This is a genomic window from Microbacterium sp. NPDC089321, assembly GCF_040684935.1.
GTDB lineage: Bacteria > Actinomycetota > Actinomycetes > Actinomycetales > Microbacteriaceae > Microbacterium.
The window spans coordinates 698,237-717,533 of the sequence record NZ_JBFBGX010000002.1 but is presented as its reverse complement, the minus strand read 5'-3'; the positions used below and the strand labels follow the sequence as shown (position 1 = coordinate 717,533).

General features: G+C 68.5%; 14 protein-coding genes and 1 tRNA gene. 13 read left to right on the top strand and 2 right to left on the bottom strand.

What is annotated here, in order from left to right; all coding sequences use genetic code 11:
• Positions 1-14: 14 nt before the first annotated feature.
• From gltB to AB0N59_RS11440, 5 genes are all read left to right on the top strand, one after another.
• Positions 15-4,574 carry a glutamate synthase large subunit gene (gene gltB / locus AB0N59_RS11460; RefSeq protein ID WP_363483072.1) on the top strand — a complete coding sequence of 1,520 codons (4,560 nt, stop codon included), beginning with the start codon at positions 15-17 and terminating at the stop codon, positions 4,572-4,574.
• Positions 4,567-6,033: a glutamate synthase subunit beta gene (locus AB0N59_RS11455; protein WP_363483069.1), complete on the top strand. Its 1,467-nt coding sequence runs from the start codon at positions 4,567-4,569 to the stop codon at positions 6,031-6,033. The genes gltB and AB0N59_RS11455 overlap by 8 nt, the downstream gene beginning before the upstream one ends.
• A gap of 56 nt (positions 6,034-6,089) precedes the next feature.
• Positions 6,090-7,538 carry a pyruvate kinase gene (gene pyk / locus AB0N59_RS11450; RefSeq protein WP_204976549.1) on the top strand — a complete coding sequence of 483 codons (1,449 nt, stop codon included), beginning with the start codon at positions 6,090-6,092 and terminating at the stop codon, positions 7,536-7,538.
• Between the two features lie 82 nt (positions 7,539-7,620).
• Positions 7,621-8,400, top strand: a complete 780-nt coding sequence (locus AB0N59_RS11445) for an alpha/beta hydrolase (RefSeq protein ID WP_363483066.1) — start codon at positions 7,621-7,623, stop codon at positions 8,398-8,400.
• The gene (locus tag AB0N59_RS11440) at positions 8,397-9,062 is read left to right on the top strand and encodes an alpha/beta hydrolase (protein ID WP_363483063.1); all 666 of its coding nucleotides are present in this window, start codon (positions 8,397-8,399) and stop codon (positions 9,060-9,062) included. The genes AB0N59_RS11445 and AB0N59_RS11440 overlap by 4 nt, the downstream gene beginning before the upstream one ends.
• A gap of 62 nt (positions 9,063-9,124) precedes the next feature.
• Here AB0N59_RS11440 and AB0N59_RS11435 read toward each other — a convergent pair.
• Positions 9,125-9,207 (bottom strand) — tRNA-Leu (locus tag AB0N59_RS11435).
• Positions 9,208-9,298: 91 nt separating this feature from the next.
• On the opposite strand from AB0N59_RS11435, the gene AB0N59_RS11430 reads away from it, so the two are divergent.
• Positions 9,299-9,916 carry a response regulator gene (locus tag AB0N59_RS11430; RefSeq protein ID WP_204973632.1) on the top strand — a complete coding sequence of 206 codons (618 nt, stop codon included), beginning with the start codon at positions 9,299-9,301 and terminating at the stop codon, positions 9,914-9,916.
• Between the two features lie 104 nt (positions 9,917-10,020).
• Here AB0N59_RS11430 and AB0N59_RS11425 read toward each other — a convergent pair whose 3' ends face one another.
• A complete protein-coding gene (locus AB0N59_RS11425) occupies positions 10,021-10,425 on the bottom strand; it encodes a hotdog fold thioesterase (RefSeq protein WP_204976546.1) in 405 nt (134 codons plus the stop codon).
• 63 nt (positions 10,426-10,488) lie between these two features.
• Between AB0N59_RS11425 and polA the strand changes: the two genes are divergently transcribed.
• The 7 genes from polA to AB0N59_RS11390 are packed head-to-tail and all read left to right on the top strand — an operon-like array spanning position 10,489 to position 19,280.
• Positions 10,489-13,122, top strand: coding sequence for a DNA polymerase I (gene polA / locus AB0N59_RS11420; RefSeq protein WP_363483060.1), 2,634 nt, complete (start codon positions 10,489-10,491; stop codon positions 13,120-13,122).
• Between the two features lie 39 nt (positions 13,123-13,161).
• Positions 13,162-14,835, top strand: a complete 1,674-nt coding sequence (locus AB0N59_RS11415) for a DUF885 domain-containing protein (RefSeq protein ID WP_363483057.1) — start codon at positions 13,162-13,164, stop codon at positions 14,833-14,835.
• Between the two features lie 32 nt (positions 14,836-14,867).
• Positions 14,868-16,220: an MFS transporter gene (locus tag AB0N59_RS11410; RefSeq protein ID WP_363483054.1), complete on the top strand. Its 1,353-nt coding sequence runs from the start codon at positions 14,868-14,870 to the stop codon at positions 16,218-16,220.
• Positions 16,221-16,270: 50 nt separating this feature from the next.
• Positions 16,271-17,026 (top strand): SGNH/GDSL hydrolase family protein, encoded by a 756-nt coding sequence (locus AB0N59_RS11405; RefSeq protein WP_363483051.1) that lies wholly within the window; start codon positions 16,271-16,273, stop codon positions 17,024-17,026.
• A 20-nt stretch (positions 17,027-17,046) separates the two neighbouring features.
• The gene (locus AB0N59_RS11400) at positions 17,047-17,667 is read left to right on the top strand and encodes a hypothetical protein (protein WP_363483048.1); all 621 of its coding nucleotides are present in this window, start codon (positions 17,047-17,049) and stop codon (positions 17,665-17,667) included.
• Complete coding sequence (locus tag AB0N59_RS11395) at positions 17,667-18,413, top strand: SUMF1/EgtB/PvdO family nonheme iron enzyme (RefSeq protein WP_363484214.1); 747 nt, start codon at positions 17,667-17,669, stop codon at positions 18,411-18,413. The genes AB0N59_RS11400 and AB0N59_RS11395 overlap by 1 nt, the downstream gene beginning before the upstream one ends.
• Positions 18,414-18,467: 54 nt before the next feature.
• Positions 18,468-19,280, top strand: coding sequence for an arginase family protein (locus AB0N59_RS11390; RefSeq protein WP_363483045.1), 813 nt, complete (start codon positions 18,468-18,470; stop codon positions 19,278-19,280).
• The last annotated feature ends 17 nt before the right edge of the window (positions 19,281-19,297 follow it).

Sequence of the window (19,297 nt, the reverse complement as noted above, 5' to 3'; positions counted from 1 at the left end):
GAGGACGGTGACTGGTGTACTTCCAGCCTCCATACGGCGCCTCCGGCGCCTACCCCCCGAAGCAGGGCCTGTACAACCCCGCCCACGAGAAGGATGCCTGCGGCCTGGCCATGGTCGCAACGCTCCGCGGGGAACCCGGCCACGACATCATCGCGCTGGCGCTCGAGGCCCTGCGCAACCTGGAACACCGCGGTGCCATCGGCTCTGATGCCGGCACCGGCGATGGCGCCGGCATCCTCACCCAGATGCCGGACGCGTTCCTCCGGGATGTGGTCTCCTTCGACCTTCCCCCGGCCGGCGAGTACGCAGCAGGTCTCGCGTTCCTCCCTCGGGAGTCGAGCGCCCGCCGTGAGCAGAAGGCCGGCATCGAGCGCATCGCCGCCGCAGAGGGGCTCGACGTGCTCGGATGGCGCGTCGTGCCCACGGTCAACGAGCACCTCGGCAAGCTCGCCGACGAGGCCCGCCCTGCCTTCGAACAGCTCTTCGTCAGCATCCCCGGAGCGGGCTCCCCGCTGACCCTCGACCGATTCGCCTACCGGCTGCGCAAGCGCGCCGAGCACGAACTCGGCGCCTACTTCGTCTCGCTCTCGTGCCGCACGCTCGGCTACAAGGGCATGCTGACCACCCTGCAGCTCGAGCCGTTCTACCCCGACCTGCAGGACGAGCGCTTCGCCTCCGAGCTGGCCGTCGTGCACTCGCGCTACTCGACCAACACCTTCCCCTCGTGGCCGCTGGCTCAGCCGCTGCGCATGCTCGCGCACAACGGCGAGATCAACACCGTGGGCGGAAACCGCAACTGGATGCGCGCGCGCCAGTCGCAGCTGCAGTCCGACCTGCTCGGCGACATGCGTCCGCTGCTGCCCATCTGCAGCGACGGCGCCAGCGACTCCGCCTCGTTCGACGAGGTGCTCGAGCTGCTCACCCTCACCGGACGCAGCCTGCCCCACGCGATCATGATGATGGTTCCCGAGGCGTGGGAGAAGCAGTCTGACATCGACCCCGACCTGCGCGCGTTCTACGAGTTCCACGACATCCAGATGGAGCCGTGGGACGGCCCCGCAGCCCTGATCTTCACCGACGGCACGCAGGTCGGTGCCACGCTCGACCGCAACGGCCTGCGTCCCGGCCGCTGGACCGAGACCGTCGACGGCCTGGTCGTCATCGGCAGCGAGACCGGCGTGCTCGAGTTCGAGCCCGAGCGCATCAAGCGAAGGGGGCGTCTGCGCCCCGGGCACCTGTTCCTCGTCGACACGGCCGAGGGCCGCATCATCGAGGACGAGGAGGTCAAGCACGACCTCGCCACCCTGCATCCGTGGCAGGAATGGCTGGATGCCGGCGCGGTGCGCCTCGCGGATCTTCCCGAGCGCGAGCACATCGTGCATCCCGCCGCCTCCATCACCCGTCGACAGCGCACCTTCGGCTACACCGAGGAAGAGATCAAGGTGCTGCTGACCCCGATGGGTCAGACCGGCGCTGAGCCGCTCGGCGCCATGGGGAGCGACACTCCCATCGCGGTACTGAGCGAGCGACCCCGCCTGCTCTTCGACTACTTCGTGCAGCAGTTCGCGCAGGTGACCAATCCGCCGCTCGACGCGATCCGCGAAGAAGTCGTCACAAGTCTGCGCCTCGGCCTCGGACCGCAGCTCAACCTGCTCGACTGGGGTCCGGAGCACGCCAGAACCGTGAGCCTGGACTTCCCGGTCATCGACAACGACGAGCTCGCCAAGATCAAGCACGTCGATCGAGCCCTGCCCGGACGCCGCAGCGCGATCATCTCGGGCCTGTACCACTTCGACGCCGGCCCCCAGTCGCTGCCGGAGCGGCTCGCCGAGATGTGCGCAGAGGCGGATGCCGCCATCGAGCGCGGCGCGGAGTTCATCATCCTGTCGGATCGGGACTCCGACAAGGACCGGGTGCCGATTCCCTCGCTGCTGATGCTCTCGGCCGTGCACCACCACCTCATCCGTCGTGAGACGCGCATGCGCGTGGGCCTGATCGTCGAGGCCGGAGACGTGCGCGAGGTCCACCACGTCGCGACCCTGATCGGCTACGGCGCGGCGGCCGTCAACCCCTATCTGGCGATGGAGACCGTCGAGCACCTGGTGCGCACCGGCTTCATCACCGGCATCACCCCCGACGAGGCTGTGCACAATCTGATCCACGCGCTCGGCAAGGGCGTGCTGAAGATCATGTCGAAGATGGGCATCTCGACCGTCTCGTCATACGCCGGCGCCCAGGTCTTCGAAGCCATCGGCCTCAGCCAGGAGTTCATCGACCGGTACTTCACCGGCACCGAGACGAAGCTGGGCGGCATCGGCATCGACGAGATCTTCGCCGAGAACCAGAAGCGGCACGACTACGCCTATCCGCAGGACGGCGCGCCCCGCGCCCACGAGCGTCTGTGGACCGGCGGCGAGTACCAGTGGCGTCGCGACGGCTCGCCGCACCTGTTCAGCCCCGAGACGGTGTTCCGTCTGCAGCACGCGACGCGAACCCGGCGTTACGACATCTTCCGCGAGTACACGCGCCTCGTCGACGACCAGGCGCGCGAACTGAAGACACTGCGCGGGCTGTTCGAGCTGCGCACGGGCGAGCGCCCGCCGGTGCCGCTCGACGAGGTCGAGCCCGTGAGCTCGATCGTCAAGCGGTTCTCGACCGGGGCGATGAGCTACGGATCGATCTCGAAGGAGGCGCACGAGACGCTCGCGATCGCGATGAACCGGCTCGGGGCCAAGTCCAACACCGGCGAGGGCGGCGAGGATCCCGACCGTCTCGTCGATCCCGAGCGGCGCAGTGCGATCAAGCAGGTCGCGTCGGGCAGATTCGGCGTCACCAGCCAGTACCTCACCGAGGCGGACGACCTGCAGATCAAGCTCGCGCAGGGCGCCAAGCCCGGTGAGGGCGGACAGCTGCCGCCGCAGAAGGTGTACCCGTGGGTGGCCAGGACGCGGCACGCGACGCCGGGCGTCGGGCTGATCTCGCCGCCTCCGCACCACGACATCTACTCGATCGAAGACCTCAAGCAGCTCATCTTCGACCTGAAGCGCGCGAACCCGAAGGCGCGGATCCACACCAAGCTCGTCAGCCAGTCGGGCATCGGCGCGGTCGCGGCCGGGGTCGCGAAGGCGCTCAGTGACGTCGTGCTGGTGTCAGGTCATGACGGCGGCACGGGAGCGAGCCCGCTGAACTCCCTGAAGCACGCGGGCACGCCCTGGGAGCTGGGCCTCGCCGAGGTGCAGCAGACGCTGATGCTCAACGGCATGCGCGATCGTGTGGTCGTGCAGGTCGACGGTCAGCTCAAGACGGGCCGCGATGTGATCATCGGCGCGCTGCTCGGTGCCGAGGAGTTCGGCTTCGCGACGGCACCCCTGGTGGTCAGCGGCTGCATCCTCATGCGCGTCTGCCACCTCGACACCTGCCCGGTCGGCGTCGCGACGCAGAACCCTCTGCTGCGCGAGCGCTTCACGGGCAAGCCGGAGTTCGTGGTGAACTTCATGGAGTTCATCGCCGAAGAGGTGCGCGAGCTGCTCGCCGCTCTCGGCTTCCGCTCGATCGACGAGATCATCGGCCGGCACGATCTGCTGCGCACGGATCCCGCCGTGCGGCACTGGAAGGCCGACGGCCTCGATCTCAACCCGATCCTCGAGGGACCGGCCTTCCCGGCGAGCGAGCCGCGGCGCAGCGCGAGGTCGCAGGACCACGAGCTCGAGAAGCACTTCGACGCCGCGCTGCTCGCGCACGCGACCGAGGCGCTCGAGAGCGCGCTGCCCGTCGTCGTGGAGCTTCCCATCCGCAACACCGAGCGTGCGGTCGGCACCATGCTCGGACATCACGTGACCGCACGCTACGGTGCCGCAGGCCTTCCGCGCGAGACGATCGACATCACCCTGCACGGTACGGCCGGGCAGTCTCTGGGCGCGTTCCTCCCGCCTGGCATCGTGCTGAGGTTGGAGGGCGACGCGAACGACTACGTGGGCAAGGGGCTCTCGGGCGGTGACATCACCCTCCGCCCGGCGCGCGACTCCGCCTTCGAGCCGCACCGCAACGTGATCGCCGGGAACGTGATCGGCTACGGCGCGACCAGCGGCAGCATGTTCATCTCCGGTGTCGTGGGGGAGAGGTTCCTCGTCCGCAACTCCGGTGCGACAGCGGTCGTGGAGGGCGTAGGAGACCATGCCCTCGAGTACATGACGGGCGGCGTCGCCGTGATCCTGGGTGCGACTGGGCGCAACCTCGGCGCCGGGATGTCGGGCGGCGTCGCGTACGTGCACGCCCTCAGCGAGGCGAACGTGAACAGTCAGGCGCTGCACACCGGCGAGCTGCTGCTCACGCCGCTCGGTCGCGACGACGCCGAGGTGCTGCGCGAGCTGCTCGTCGAGCACGTCGAGCGGACGGCGTCGCCGCTGGCATCCGCTCTCCTGGACGACTTCGAGAGCGTCCTCAACGAATTCACGAAGGTGCTTCCGCGCGACTACGCCGCCGTGCGCACCATGCGCCAGGAGGCGGAGGCCGCGGGCATCGATCCCGACGGCGACGTCGTCTGGGACCGGATCCTGGAGGTGACCGGTGGCTGACCCCAAGGGCTTTCTGAAGACGACCGAACGCGAACTGCCGGCCCGCCGGCCGGTGCCGGTGCGGATCATGGACTGGAAAGAGGTCTATGAACCGGGCGACCGTGCCGTGCTGAAGCGCCAGGCGAGTCGCTGCATGGACTGCGGTGTGCCGTTCTGCCATTCCGCATGCCCCCTCGGCAACCTCATTCCCGAGTGGAACGACCTGACCTGGCGCGGCGCCGATCGCAGCGCGATCGAGCGTCTGCACGCGACGAACAACTTCCCGGAGTTCACGGGCCGCCTGTGCCCCGCGCCGTGCGAGAGCGCGTGCGTGCTCGGGATCAACCAGCCCGCGGTCACGATCAAGCAGATCGAGGTGTCGATCATCGACGAGGCGTTCGAGAAGGGCTGGGTGCAGCCGCAGCCGCCCCAGCGCCTCACCGGGCACACTGTCGCCGTCGTCGGCTCCGGACCGGCCGGCCTCGCGGCGGCCCAGCAGCTGACGCGCGCCGGGCATACGGTGGTCGTCTTCGAACGCGACGACCGGATCGGCGGGCTGCTGCGTTACGGCATCCCGGACTTCAAGATGGAGAAGCGGCACCTCGACATCCGCCTGCAGCAGATGGAGGAGGAGGGCACGCGCTTCCGGCCGGGCGTCGAGATCGGGCGCGACCTGTCGTGGGACGAGCTGCGCGGCCGATACGACGCCGTGCTGATCGCCACCGGAGCCACCGTTCCGCGCGACCTCCCCATCCCCGGTCGCGACCTCGACGGCGTGCACTTCGCGATGGACTATCTCGTGCCGTCCAACCGCGTCGGCGCCGGCGACGAGATCGCGAATCAGATCACGGCATCCGGAAAGCACGTCGTCGTCATCGGCGGCGGTGACACCGGCGCCGACTGCATCGGCACCGCCCACAGGCACGGAGCGCGCAGCGTCACCAACCTGGCCATCGGGCGCCAGCCGGGTACGGAGCGTGGCGATGACCAGCCGTGGCCGACGATGCCGACGCTCTTCGAGGTGCAGTCCGCGCACGAGGAGGGCGGTGAGCGCACCTATCTGGCGTCGACCGTCGAGTTCCTCGGCGACGACGAAGGCCGAGTGCGCGCGGTCCGCGTGGCCGAGACGGAGTACATCGACGGAAGGCGCGTGCCCAAGAGCGGCACGGAGCGTGAGATCCCCGCCGAGCTGGTGCTCATCGCGATGGGCTTCACCGGTCCCGAGACCCACTCGTACGAGGGCGACACGACTCCCGTCGTGACCGACCGAGGCAGCCTCCAGCGCGACGGCGAGTACGCGACGGCCATCCCCGGCGTCTTCGTCGCGGGTGATGCCGGACGAGGGCAGTCGCTCATCGTGTGGGCGATCGCAGAGGGCCGGTCGGCCGCTGCCGCGATCGACCGTCACCTGATGGGCGCCACCGTGCTGCCCGCGCCGGTGGCCGTCACAGATGTCGCGTTCCGCGTTCAGCCCGCGTAGGCTGAGCGCGGCAACGTCGCCATGTTCGTTTATGCCCTCTTACCCTGGAGATGATGTTGAGACGCGCGAAGATCGTCGCCACACTCGGCCCTGCAACCTCGACCTATGAGAAGGTCCGTGCCCTGATCGACGCGGGCGTCGACGTCGCTCGGCTGAACCTCAGCCACGGCGACTACTCGGTGCACGAGGCCAACTACGCCAACGTGCGTCGCGCCGCCGAGGATGCAGACCGCGCGGTGGCCGTGCTGGTCGACCTGCAGGGCCCGAAGATCCGTCTCGGACGCTTCGAGGACGGCCCCTACGAGCTGGCCGTCGGTGACATCTTCAAGATCACGACCGAGGACATCATCGGCAACCGCGAGATCTGCGGGACGACGTTCAAGGGCCTGCCGCAGGACGTCAAGGCGGGCGACTTCCTGCTGATCGACGACGGAAAGGTGCGCGTCGAGGTCGTCGAGACGGACGGCACGGTGGTGACCACCAAGGTCATCGTCGCCGGCGCCGTGTCGAACAACAAGGGCATCAACCTTCCCGGTGTCGCCGTCAACGTTCCCGCTCTGAGCGAGAAGGACGAGGACGACCTGCGCTGGGGCCTGCGCACCGGTGCCGACGTCATCGCGCTGTCGTTCGTGCGCAATGCCGCAGACGTCAACCGCGTGCACGAGATCATGGCCGAGGAGGGCGTTCGCGTTCCCGTCATCGCCAAGATCGAGAAGCCGCAGGCCGTCGACGCGCTGGAGGAGATCGTCGACGCGTTCGACGGGATCATGGTCGCCCGCGGCGACCTGGGCGTCGAGCTGCCGCTCGAGGCCGTGCCGATCGTGCAGAAGCGGGCTGTCGAACTCGCCCGTCGCAACGCGAAGCCCGTCATCGTGGCGACGCAGATGCTCGAATCCATGATCTCGAGCCCCGTGCCGACCCGCGCCGAGACCTCCGACGTCGCCAACGCCGTCCTCGACGGCGCCGATGCGGTCATGCTGTCGGGCGAGACGAGCGTGGGGGAGTACCCGATCGTGGTCGTGGAGACCATGGCGCGCATCATCGAGTCGACCGAGGAGCACGGGCTCGAGCGGGTCGCTCCGCTCACCACGAAGCCCCGCACGCAGGGCGGTGCCATCACGCTGGCAGCGCTCGAGGTCGCGGAGTTCGTCGAGGCGAAGTTCCTCTGCGTGTTCACGCAGTCAGGTGACTCCGCACGTCGCCTGTCGCGTCTGCGCTCGCGGATCCCGATGCTCGCGTTCACGCCCGAACCGGGCATCCGTCGCCGCATGGCGCTCACCTGGGGCATCCGGTCGTCGCTGGTCGATTTCGTGCCCCACACCGACATGATGTTCCACCAGGTCGACGAGTACCTGCTGGGCTCGGGCCTCGCCGAGACCGGTGACAAGGTTGTCGTCATCTCCGGATCCCCTCCCGGGATCATCGGCTCCACCAACGATCTGCGCGTCCACAAGGTCGGCGACACGATCCGCGGTGCAGCACCGGTCTACAAGACCGGAGTCTGAGACTGAGCATCCGAGCGCCGAGGGACAGGGCTGCAGCGCCTCCCTCGGCGCTCGTGTGCGCGTGACGCGGTACGGTGCTGAGATGAGGTCGGATACGCAGCGCATGCATCGGATCGGCGATCTGTGCTTCCGCTCCCTCACCTCGACCGGTCCTTCCGACGTCGTCTTCGTGCTGGTGCACGGCATCGGCATGTCGCATCGGTATCTGGCGCGGCTGCATGAGGCTCTGTCTGAGCAGGGCACCGTGATCTCGGTGGACCTCCCCGGCTTCGGCGGGCTGCCGAAGCCCGACGGCGATGCCGGAATCGGTGAGATGGCGGATGCCCTGGGGAGAGTGCTCGACCGCCTGGACGTCAGCGGAGTCGTTCTGATCGGGCAGTCGATGGGCACCCAATGGGTGGTCGAGCTCGCAGCGCGCCGTCCTGAGCTGGCCAGGGCCGTCGTGCTCATCGGCCCGGTCGCCGATGAGCGTCGCCGCACGGTTCTCCAGCAGGCGGGTCTGCTCGCTCTCGACACCGTGGGCGAGCCCCCGGGAGCGAACGCGCTCGTGCTGGGCGACTATCTGCGGTGCGGACCGCTCTGGTATCTGACGCAGCTGCGCCACATGCTGGGGTATCCGATCGAGGAGCGCATCGCGTCGGTCGACGCCCCCGTGCTGATCCTCAGAGGGGGACGGGATCCGATCGCCTCGCGCACCTGGTGCCGGCTCCTGCGCTCGTCGGCAGCCGAGGGGACGATGCTGGTCGAGGTGCCTGGTCGCGTGCACAACGTGCAGCACACCGCGCCCGGGGCTGTGGCATCCGCCATCGGCCACTTCCGCGTTGGGCTCGAGCTCGGCCGATCAGAGGGCGGCGCCGCGTGACCGGGGTCCTTCGCCGAGCCCTGTGGTGGGCAGAGGACTACGCCTACGCCGCCGTCTGGCAGGCGAGAGCCTTCGGGAGCCGCAGTCGAGCCGAGGCCTATACTCGCGGCGCGGGAGTGCCTATCGTCGTGCTGCCCGGGATCTACGAGACCTGGCGATTCATGCAGCCCCTCATCGAGCGCGCGCATCGCGACGGGCACCCGGTGCACGTGATCGAGCCCCTCGAGCGCAACCTGCGTCCGGTGGCGGAGATGGCCCAGAGCGTGAGCGGATACCTGGCGCAGCATGACCTGCACGATGTCGTGCTGCTCGCGCACAGCAAGGGCGGGCTGGCGGGGAAGCAGGTGATGCTCGGGCCGGCCGCTTCGCGCGTGCGCGGGATGCTGGCCGTCGCGACACCTTTCGGCGGATCGCGCTATGCGCGGATCATGCTCACACGCAGCCTCCGCGCCCTCGCCCCCAGGCATCCGTCGATCGCCGCACTGTCGGCACAGCAGCAGGCGAACGGGCGGATCGTGTCGGTCTACGCGCGGTTCGACCCGCACATCCCCGAGGGCAGCGAGCTTCCCGGGGCCAAGAACGTCGCGCTCGACACCGGCGGGCACTTCCGCGTGCTGGCTCACCCGCGGGTGATGGCCGAGCTCGCGGTGCTGGCCGCCTGACACCGCGTTCCGCCGGTCCGCGAACGAGGGCCGTCCACGCCGGGACAGCCCTCCTGAACAGGTGCCGGCGGTGGGACTCGAACCCACACGCCCTCTCGGACAGAGCATTTTGAGTGCTCCGCGTCTGCCATTCCGCCACGCCGGCCGGCACACTGCGCATACGACTGTAGCGCAGGCGAGGGGTGGCGCTGCTCGCGCTTCCGCCCGCGGGCCCGGCGTTCGACTAGGATGGACGGGTGACTGAGCAAGAGCAGCCCGAGCAGCCCACGGCATCCGCCCCGCGTCGCGTCGTCGTCGCTGAGGATGAGTCGCTGATCCGCCTCGACATCGTCGAGATCCTGCGTGACAACGGATACGACGTCGTCGGCGAGGCCGGCGACGGAGAGACCGCAGTCCAGCTCGCCACCGAGCTGCGTCCCGACCTCGTCGTCATGGACGTCAAGATGCCTCAGCTCGACGGCATCAGCGCGGCTGAGAAGCTGCACAAGGCCAACATCGCACCCGTCGTGCTGCTGACCGCCTTCAGCCAGAAGGAGCTCGTCGAGCGCGCAAGCGAGGCCGGCGCCCTGGCGTACGTCGTCAAGCCGTTCACGCCGAACGACCTGCTGCCCGCTATCGAGATCGCTCTTGCTCGTCACGAGCAGATCATCACCCTCGAGGCCGAGGTCGCCGACATGGTCGAGCGCTTCGAGACCCGCAAGCTGGTCGACCGTGCCAAGGGTCTGCTGAACGAGAAGATGGGCCTGTCGGAGCCCGAGGCCTTCCGCTGGATCCAGAAGGCGTCGATGGACCGCCGCCTCACCATGCAGGACGTCGCCAAGGCGATCATCGAGCAGCTCGCACCCAAGAAGTGAGTCGGCTGCGGGTCACGCCCGCGAATCGGGCGTGACGCGAGTCGGCGTCTGATCCAGACGAGAAGAGGCCCGGCCGATCGGCGGGGCCTCTTTCGCGTCATCCGTCAGGCGTCGACGGATCTGATCATGTTCGTGATGCGTATGGTCGAGCAGCGCCGGCCCTGCTCATCCGAGACGGCGATCTCATGCACGGTCATGCTGCGTCCCAGGTGCACGGGAGTGCACACGCCCGTCACGAAGCCCGAGGTCGCCGAGCGCGTGTGGGTGGCGTTGATGTCGACGCCGACAGCCAGTCGGCCGGGACCGGCATGCAGGTTCGCAGCCATCGATCCGAGCGACTCGCCGAGCACGACGTAGGCGCCTCCGTGCAGGAGACCGACCGGCTGGGTGTTGCCCTCGACGGGCATCGTCGCGACGGCTCTCTCGACCGAGAACTCGGTGAACTCGATGCCCATCTTCTCGGCGAGTGCGCCCATGCCGCGGTGCGTCGCCCACTCGAGGCCGGTCATCTCGGTCTGCTCGGTCACATGTCCTCCTCAGCGCGTGTCCGTCGCCCTCGTTAGGCTTGCAGGGTGACGGACTCCGCAAAGCCTACCCTCATGGTCGTCGACGGCCATTCACTCGCATACCGGGCGTTCTTCGCCCTTCCTGTCGAGAACTTCACCACCAAGGACAACCAGCACACGAACGCCATCTACGGCTTCCTGTCGATGCTGGTGAACCTCATCAAGGCAGAGAAGCCGACGCACATGGCGATCGCCTTCGACACGTCGCGACACTCGTTCCGCACCGACGAGTACCCGGAGTACAAGGCGACCCGCTCTGAGACGCCGGGCGAGTTCAAGGGGCAGATCCCGCTGCTGCAGGACTGTCTGGCCGCCATGTCGATCCCCGTGCTCACCCAGGAGGGCATCGAGGCGGACGACATCCTCGCGACGCTCGCCAAACAGGGCTCCGAACAGGGCTATGACGTGCTGGTCGTCTCAGGTGATCGCGACACCATCCAGCTCGTGAACGACGACGTCACGCTGCTGTACCCGTCGGTCCAGGGGGTGTCGCAGCTCAAGCGCTACGACCCGATCACGGTGCAGGAGCGATACGGTGTGCGGCCTGAGCAGTACCCCGACATCGCCGCTCTCGTCGGTGAGACGAGCGACAATCTGCCGGGTGTGCCCAAGGTGGGCGAGAAGACTGCCGTGAAGTGGCTGACGCAGTTCGGCTCGCTCGATGAGCTGCTCGACCGGGCAGGCGAGATCAAGGGCGTCGTGGGCGGCAACCTGCGCGAGCACATCGACGATGTGCGCCGCAACCGCAAGCTGAACCGTCTGCTGAACGACGTCGAGCTTCCCGTGGCCCCCACCGATCTGGCCGTCGTGCCCATCGATGCGCAGGCTGTGCGCGACATCTTCGCGCGCCTCGAGTTCCGCACGCTGCTGCCTCGTGTCTTCGAGGCGGTCGGCGCCCCCGATGAGCCGGCGCACGACGAGCCCGCCGTCGAGGTCCCGGCTGCCGAAGAGTCGTCGGCCGCCGACGTCGCGGCATGGCTCGGCACGCAGCAGAGCGAGGTCGGCCTGCTGCTCACGGTCGTCGGAAACAGCATCACACGCGTCGGGGTGGCGACCGCAGACACCCTGCACGAATGCGACTGGAACGCCGATGCAATCGCGGCGCTCACTCCGTGGCTCGAATCGGACTCGCCGAAGGTGCTCAACGACGCGAAGCCGCAGGTGAAGGCGCTTCTGCGCGAGGGCATCCGGCTGGGCGGTCTCGCCCATGACACGCTGCTCGCCGGCTGGCTCATGCGTCCGAGCTTCCCCGACAAGACGCTCGCGCACCTCGTCGGCCGTTATCTCGACGAGAAGCTGCCGGAGTCCGACCCGACCCAGCTCGTCCCGGAGACGGATGGCGCGACACCCGCGCAGGAGGCGTGGTTCACGCTGCGCACCGCGCACGCCGTGCGCGAAGCGATGCCGGATTCGGTGGCAGCCGTGCTGACCGACATCGAGCTGCCTGCCGTGATCGCTCTCGCCGACCTCGAGTCGGCGGGGGTCTCGGTCTCGCACGATGTGCTGTCGACCTTCTCCGCCGAGCTTCTCGCGCGCACCGATGCTCTCGCCGCTGACGCGTTCGCCCTCGTCGGACGCGAGTTCAACCTCGGCTCGCCGAAGCAGCTGCAGGAGGTTCTCTTCGAGGACCTGCAGCTGCCGAAGACCCGCAAGACCAAGACCGGCTATTCGACGGATGCCGCTGTGCTGGCCGACCTGCAGGAGACGAATCCGCACCCGTTCCTCGCGCTGCTGCTGCAGCACCGTGAGGCGACGAAGCTGCGTCAGATCATCGAGACGCTCGACACGGCGATCGGTCCGGATCACCGCATCCACACGACCTATGTGCAGACCGGCAGCCAGACGGGCCGCCTGTCGAGCACCGACCCGAACCTCCAGAACATCCCGGTGCGCACCGAGGAATCGCGTCGCATCCGCAGCGCGTTCGAAGTGGGCGAGGGGTACGAGACCCTTCTCACCGCCGACTACTCGCAGATCGAGATGCGCATCATGGCGCATCTCTCGGGCGATCCCGGCCTCATCGAGGCATTCAACTCCGGCGAGGACCTGCACCGGTTCGTCGGCGCACGCGTCTTCGGCGTCGAGCCCGAAGAGGTCACCTCGGCGATGCGCACGAAGGTGAAGGCGATGTCATACGGCCTCGTCTACGGGCTCAGCGCGTTCGGACTGTCGAAGCAGCTCCGCATCGAGCAGTCCGAGGCGAAGAAGCTGATGCTCGAGTACTTCGCCCGATTCGGCGCCGTGCGCGACTACCTGCGGGCCTCGGTCATGCAGGCCAAGGAAGACGGATACACCGAGACGATCTTCGGTCGCCGGCGTCCGTTCCCCGATCTCGCCAGCCCGAACCGGGTGCTGCGCGAGAACGCGGAGCGTGCCGCCCTCAACGCTCCCATCCAGGGCAGCGCGGCCGACATCATGAAGATCGCGCTCAACCGCATCCACGCCGATCTGCGCGCCCGCGGGCTCTCCTCGCGCGCCCTGCTGCAGATCCACGACGAACTCGTCGTGGAGGTCGCGGCGGGGGAGTGGGACGAGGTCGAGAGCATCGTGCGCGAGCGCATGGCCGGCGCTGCGTCCCTGTCCGTTCCGCTCGAGGTGCAGGTCGGCCGCGGCCGTGATTGGAACGAAGCGGCGCACTGATCCCGGCTGCAGAGAGGGGTGCGGGCTAGGCTCGAGATCATGAGTTCAGAGCCTCGCACCCCCTCTGCCATCGATCAGATCGCCGAGAACTGGGTCGACACCCTGGTCGACCTCTCACCCATCCTCGCCACATACATCGGACGCAACGAGGCGAACGCACGCCTCGACGACGTCAGCCCCGAAGGTCATGAGCGCGCTGTCACGGCCGCGCGCGAGACTCTCGCGAGACTGGATGCCACCGCTCCCGTCGACAGCATCGACGAGGTCACGAAGACCGACCTGTCGGCAGAGCTGCGACTCCAGCTCGAACTCCACGACGCCCAGTGGCACCTTCGCGACCTCAACGTGATCGCCTCAGCACCGCAGGACTTCCGTCAGGCCTTCGACCTGATGCCCACCGAGACGGTCGACGACTGGTCCGTGGTGTCCGAGCGCCTCGCGGCTGTTCCCGCTGCGCTCAGGGGCTACGTCGAGACGCTGCGCGAAGGGATCCGGCACGGCGTCGTGCCCGCCCGACGTCAGGTCACCGAGGTCGCGACCCAGATCGCGCGCTACAGCGCCGATCAGGGCTTCTTCGCCGAGATCGCGGCCACTGCCGCCCCCGCAGACGGCCAGCTGCCCGCATCGCTCGCCCGCGATATCGCCGACCACGCCGGCGCCGCGCGCGTGGCCTACGACTCGCTTCGCGAGTTCCTCATCAGCGAGCTGGCTCCGGTCGCAGGCGACCAGGACGCCGTCGGGCGCGACCTGTACGCGCTGAACTCGCGCCGCTTCCTCGGCGCCACCATCGATCTCGATGAGACGTACGAGTGGGGCCGCGAGGAACTGCAGCGGATGATCGCCGAGCAGGAGGCGATCGCGAACGAGATCCTGCCCGGGGCAAGCGTGGAGGAGGCGGTCGCGCACCTCGAGGCCGATCCATCGCGCAAGCTGCACGGAACCGATGCGCTGCAGAAGTGGATGCAGGAGACCAGCGATCGGGCGATCGCCGACCTCGGCGCCAGCCACTTCGACATCCCCGAGCAGATCCGTGAGCTCGAGTGCATGATCGCGCCCACGCAGGAGGGCGGCATCTACTACACCGGCCCCACCGACGACTTCTCGCGTCCGGGGCGCATGTGGTGGTCGGTACCCGAAGGCGTCACCGAGTTCGACACCTGGCGCGAACTGACCACGGTGTACCACGAGGGCGTGCCCGGTCATCACCTGCAGATCGCCCAGGCGACCTACAACCGCGCAGAGCTGAACACCTGGCGTCGGGTTCTCGCCGGAACCTCGGGCCACGCCGAGGGATGGGCGCTGTACGCCGAGCGCCTGATGCAGCAGCTGGGCTACCTCGACGACCCGGCTGACCGGCTCGGCATGCTCGACGGCCAGCGCATGCGCGCTCTTCGCGTCGTGCTCGACATCGGGGTTCACCTGGGTAAGCCGACGTTGGAGGGCGATGGGGTCTGGGACCACGACTACGCGCTCGAGCAGATGCGCCGCAACGTGAACATGCCCGACGAGTTCCGTCAGTTCGAGGTCAACCGCTATCTCGGCTGGCCCGGTCAGGCGCCGTCGTACAAGGTCGGTCAGCGCATCTGGGAGCAGGTGCGCGACGCCGTGCAGCAGAAGCAGGGCGACGCGTTCTCGTTCAAGGACTTCCACAAGCGCGCGCTCGACATCGGCGGGGTCGGCCTCGACACCCTGCGCACCGCCGTCATCGGCTGAGCCTCGGTGTGCGGCGCCTCTACGATGAGAGGATGCCGCACACCGAGCTTCCGAGCCGTGCATCCATCGCCTCGCGACTCGACGCCCTGCCGTTCGGCCGCCCGCATCTGCGAGTGCTCACGGGATCGGGCCTCGGCTGGGCGCTCGACGCCATGGACGTCGGGCTCATCTCGTTCATCATCGCCGTGCTCGCTGAACAGTGGCAGCTGTCGCCGGCAGAGACGGGCTGGATCGCGTCGATCGGCTTCGTGGGAATGGCCATCGGCGCGAGCGTGGGCGGCCTGCTCGCCGATCGTCTCGGGCGTCGGCAGGTCTTCGCCCTCACCCTGCTGATCTACGGCCTCGCGACCGGTGCCAGCGCCCTGGTGGGCGGGGTGGTGATGCTGCTCGTGCTGCGCTTCTTCGTCGGTCTCGGCCTCGGAGCCGAGCTGCCTGTCGCCTCCACCTACGTCAGCGAGTTCGCGCCCGCGGCGATCCGGGGCCGTCTCATCGTGATCCTCGAAGCCTTCTGGGCGGTCGGGTGGACGGCCTCGGCTCTCATCGGGTACTTCGTGATCCCCGCATCCGAAGACGGCTGGCGCTGGGCTTTCGCTCTCGGCGCCATCCCCGCCGCCTACGCGCTGGTCGTGCGATGGGGGCTGCCGGAATCGCCGCGCTGGCTGGCATCCCGTGGCCGTGTCGCCGAAGCGGAGCGCATCGTCTCGACCTTCGAGACCGCAGCAGACCTGCGGCGCACCCCGCCGGCGCGTCAGATGCCCGCTCCTCGTACCGTGGCGGAGAACGCCGCGCAGCGGATGAGCGCGCTGTGGTCTTCCGAGTTCCGCGTGCGCACGATGTGCATCTGGCTGGTCTGGTTCTGCGTCAATTTCGCGTACTACGGAGCCTTCATCTGGATCCCGAGCATCCTCATGCAGGCAGGCTACGACCTGGTTCGATCGTTCGGGTTCACGCTCCTGATCACGCTCGCGCAGCTGCCCGGATACGCGGTGGCGGCCTGGCTGATCGAGGTGTGGGGCAGACGGGCGACTCTGTCGGTGTTCCTCGCAGGCTCCGCCATCTCGGCGGTGCTGTTCGGCACCGCGGGCAGCGAGCAGGCGATCATCGCGACAGGCATGGCGCTGTCGTTCTTCAACCTCGGGGCATGGGGCGCTCTGTACGCGGTCACCCCAGAGCTCTATCCGACATCGCTGCGCGCGACGGGCTCCGGCTGGGCTGCGGGCGTTGGCCGTATCGCCTCGATCCTCGCACCGCTGCTGGTACCCGTCATGCTCGCGTCTGGTGGTGCCCCGCTGGCATTCTCCGTCTTCGCCGGATTCTTCATCGTCGCCACCGTCGCCGCGTGGGGTCTAGTGGATCTGCGCGGCAGAGCACTGGACGAGCGCTGAGCGGCGTCACTCCGGCCTCGGCGCGCTCGGCGCCGCAATAGGCTGAGAGCATGGCGACTGTGCGGTTCGTGGCGATCGGTGACTCCTTCACCGAGGGAGTCGGCGATGAGCTGCTCGACGGCAGTGTGCGCGGCTGGGCCGATCTCGCGGCGCAGGGCTGGGCGGATGCCATCGGCACCTCCGTGCAGTACGCCAACCTGGCGATTCGCGGGCGTCTGATCTGGCCGATCGTGGAAGAGCAGCTGGAACCGGCCCTTGCGCTGCGTCCGACCCATCTGTCGTTCAACGGCGGTGGCAACGACATCCTGCGCCCCAACGCCGACATCGAGCACATCGCCGACGCCTTCTCACGTGTGCTGCGCCGCTGCGACGAGGAGGGTGTCACCCTGATCGTGCTGTCGGGTGCCAACCCCAGCGGTCAGCTCCCGATGGGGCCCGTGTTCCAGCGCCGGGGCGATCTGCTGTCGGCGGCGGTGCTGCGCCGGATCGAGGACCGCCCGGATGTCATCCGAGCGCTGAACTGGCCCGATGCCGAGCTGTCGCGTCCGCGCTACTGGTCGCACGACCGGCTGCACATGAACTCCAACGGGCATCACCGCGTGGCTGCGCGCGTACTGCAGGCCGTCGGCGTCGAATCACCGGAGGAGTGGTGGTCGCCGACCACCGATCACCCGGAAGGACCGGTCGGTCTCGCGTACTACCGTCAGTTCGTCGGCCCCTGGGTCAAGCGCAGGGTGACACGCACCTCGTCGGGCGACGGGCGCGAGGCAAAGTACGCGACCTGGGTCGAGCGGTCGCCTCAGTGAGCGGGCCCCGCGGCAGAAGGATGACGCGGCGCATCGCCCAACTGCTCGTCGGCGTGTTCCTCTACGGCCTCGGGATCGCCTTCCTCGTGCGCAGTGCCCTGGGCGCGGCGCCGTGGGACGTGCTGACCCAGGGGATCACCAGGCATGTGCCGCTGTCGTTCGGCGTCGTCACCACGATCGTCAGCGCCATCGTGCTGCTGCTGTGGATTCCCATCCGGCAGAAGCCGGGAGCGGGCACGATCGTGAACGCCGTTCTCGTCGGACCCTCCGCCGACATCGGGTTCTTGTTCATCCCGGTCGGGGAGGACCTTGCTCAGCAGGCGCTGCTCTTCACGATCGGTCTGGTCGTGCTCTCGGCGGCTACCGGCCTGTACATCGGCGCCCACTTCGGGCCTGGGCCGCGCGACGGACTGATGACCGGGCTGCACGCGCGGCTGGGCAGGCCCATCCGGCTGGTGCGCACATGCCTCGAGGTGACGGTCGTGCTCGTCGGCTGGGCGCTCGGCGGCATCGTGGGTGCAGGCACCGTGCTGTTCGCTCTGCTCGTGGGTCCTCTCTGCCAGTTCTTCCTGCGCATCTTCTCGGTACCGGTCGGGCGCGAACCCGCTCCGCGCACCCGACACCTCCCCGTGGAAGGCTGATCGTGGATCTCTGGGAGATGCGAAAGCTGCCGGCCGGAACCGTCACTCTGCACGACGCACGCCGGGGCGAGCACCGCACGGTCGAGCTCGAGCCGTTCGAGATCGGCGTCTTCGCGGTGACCGAGGGCCAGTTCGCCGAAGTGCTGGGGATCGCCGCTCAGCATCCCCGCCGCCCGGCGCGCGACCTGAGCTGGTACCGCGCCATCCGGTTCTGCAATGCCGCGTCGGAGTGGGAAGGACTCGACCCCGCCTACTCCTTCGACGGTGAAGAGGTCACCTGGCACGTCGACAGCGACGGCTACCGTCTGCCGACGGAGGCGGAGTGGGAGTACGCCTGCCGCGCCGGGTCGATCGGTCCGCAGTACGGTGCCCTCGGCGAGATCGCATGGACCTCGCTCGATGGAGTCGGATCGCCGCGGGATGTCGGCATGAAGCTGCCGAATCTCAACGGCCTCTTCGACACGCTCGGCAACGTCTGGGAGTGGTGCTGGGACTTCCTCGATCCGGAGCGCTACGACGACTACCGTGTCTTCCGCGGGGGCGGTTTCGCCGACGACACCTGGAGCGTGCGGGCGTCTGTGCGTCGCGGCGGCGGACCGCGGATGCACCATGACGACGTCGGCATGAGACTCGCCCGAGGTGCCTTCGACGCTGAGAGTGCCGCCCAGGGCTGGTCGGCTCAGGCCGACATCGAGCGCGGTGGTCGCGGGGGAGCCCGGCGGATGGGCTGGACACCCCGTCGCTGACCCTGCCTGCACCTGTCCCTCGGACAACACCTCGACCACTCAGGAGAAATGCCTATGAACATGCCGATCGACCTCATCATCTCGCAGGGGCGCGTGGGCGACCGCACCTCGGGCGCGCTTCCGGGCGCCCTCGCTGCGGGCCAGGCGATCGGCCGGATGCTCGGGCTCCAGCCCCGCATCATCGGGACTCCTTCTCCGGCGCGCACGGACGACTGGTCGGAGTGCCTTCCGGACGCGACGGAGACCCTGCGCGGACTGCGCGATGCCGTGCAGGCTGCTTTCGACAGCGGAGCGGTCCCCGTGCTGGCCACGAACACGTGCGGCGCGAGCATCGGCACCCTGCCTGCGGTCGCGGAGCGATTCCCCGATGCCGTCGTCCTCTGGATCGACGCGCACGGCGACTTCAACACCCCGCAGACGACCGAGTCCGGGTATCTCGGTGGCATGGTCGTCGCGGCGGCATGCGGACTCTGGGACAGCGGTCACGGCGCAGGACTGAATCCGGCTCAGGTGGTGATCGTCGGAGGGCGGGACATCGATCCTGCCGAGCGAGAGCTGCTGGATGAGCATCGGGTGACCGTTCTCGGCCCGGGGGAGAGCACGCCCGAGCGAGTCGCCGAGCTCGTCGACGGGCGCGACGTGTGGATCCACGTCGACTGGGACGTGCTCGAGCCCGGCTACATCCCCGCCGCCTACCGCGTCGGCGAGGGTCTGCTGCCTCATCAGGTGGCGGCGATCTTCGCCGCGCTCGCACCGGGCCAGGTGAAGGGCGTCGAGCTGGCTGAGTTCGAAGCCGGAGACGACGAGATCCCGTCTCACCTCAGCGTCGAGCTGATCCTGGAGACGTTCCAGGCGCTGCGTCTCTGAGCCCGGGCGCTGGCCGG

Excerpts from the sequence above, each read along its gene's own strand:
- AB0N59_RS11445 (WP_363483066.1), top strand. The coding sequence starts at position 7,621 with ATGAGGTCGGATACGCAGCGCATGCATCGGATCGGCGATCTGTGCTTC.
- AB0N59_RS11425 (WP_204976546.1), bottom strand. The coding sequence starts at position 10,425 with ATGACCGGCCTCGAGTGGGCGACGCACCGCGGCATGGGCGCACTCGCC.
- AB0N59_RS11415 (WP_363483057.1), top strand. The coding sequence starts at position 13,162 with ATGAGTTCAGAGCCTCGCACCCCCTCTGCCATCGATCAGATCGCCGAG.
- AB0N59_RS11410 (WP_363483054.1), top strand. The coding sequence starts at position 14,868 with ATGCCGCACACCGAGCTTCCGAGCCGTGCATCCATCGCCTCGCGACTC.
- AB0N59_RS11405 (WP_363483051.1), top strand. The coding sequence starts at position 16,271 with ATGGCGACTGTGCGGTTCGTGGCGATCGGTGACTCCTTCACCGAGGGA.
- AB0N59_RS11400 (WP_363483048.1), top strand. The coding sequence starts at position 17,047 with ATGACGCGGCGCATCGCCCAACTGCTCGTCGGCGTGTTCCTCTACGGC.
- AB0N59_RS11390 (WP_363483045.1), top strand. The coding sequence starts at position 18,468 with ATGAACATGCCGATCGACCTCATCATCTCGCAGGGGCGCGTGGGCGAC.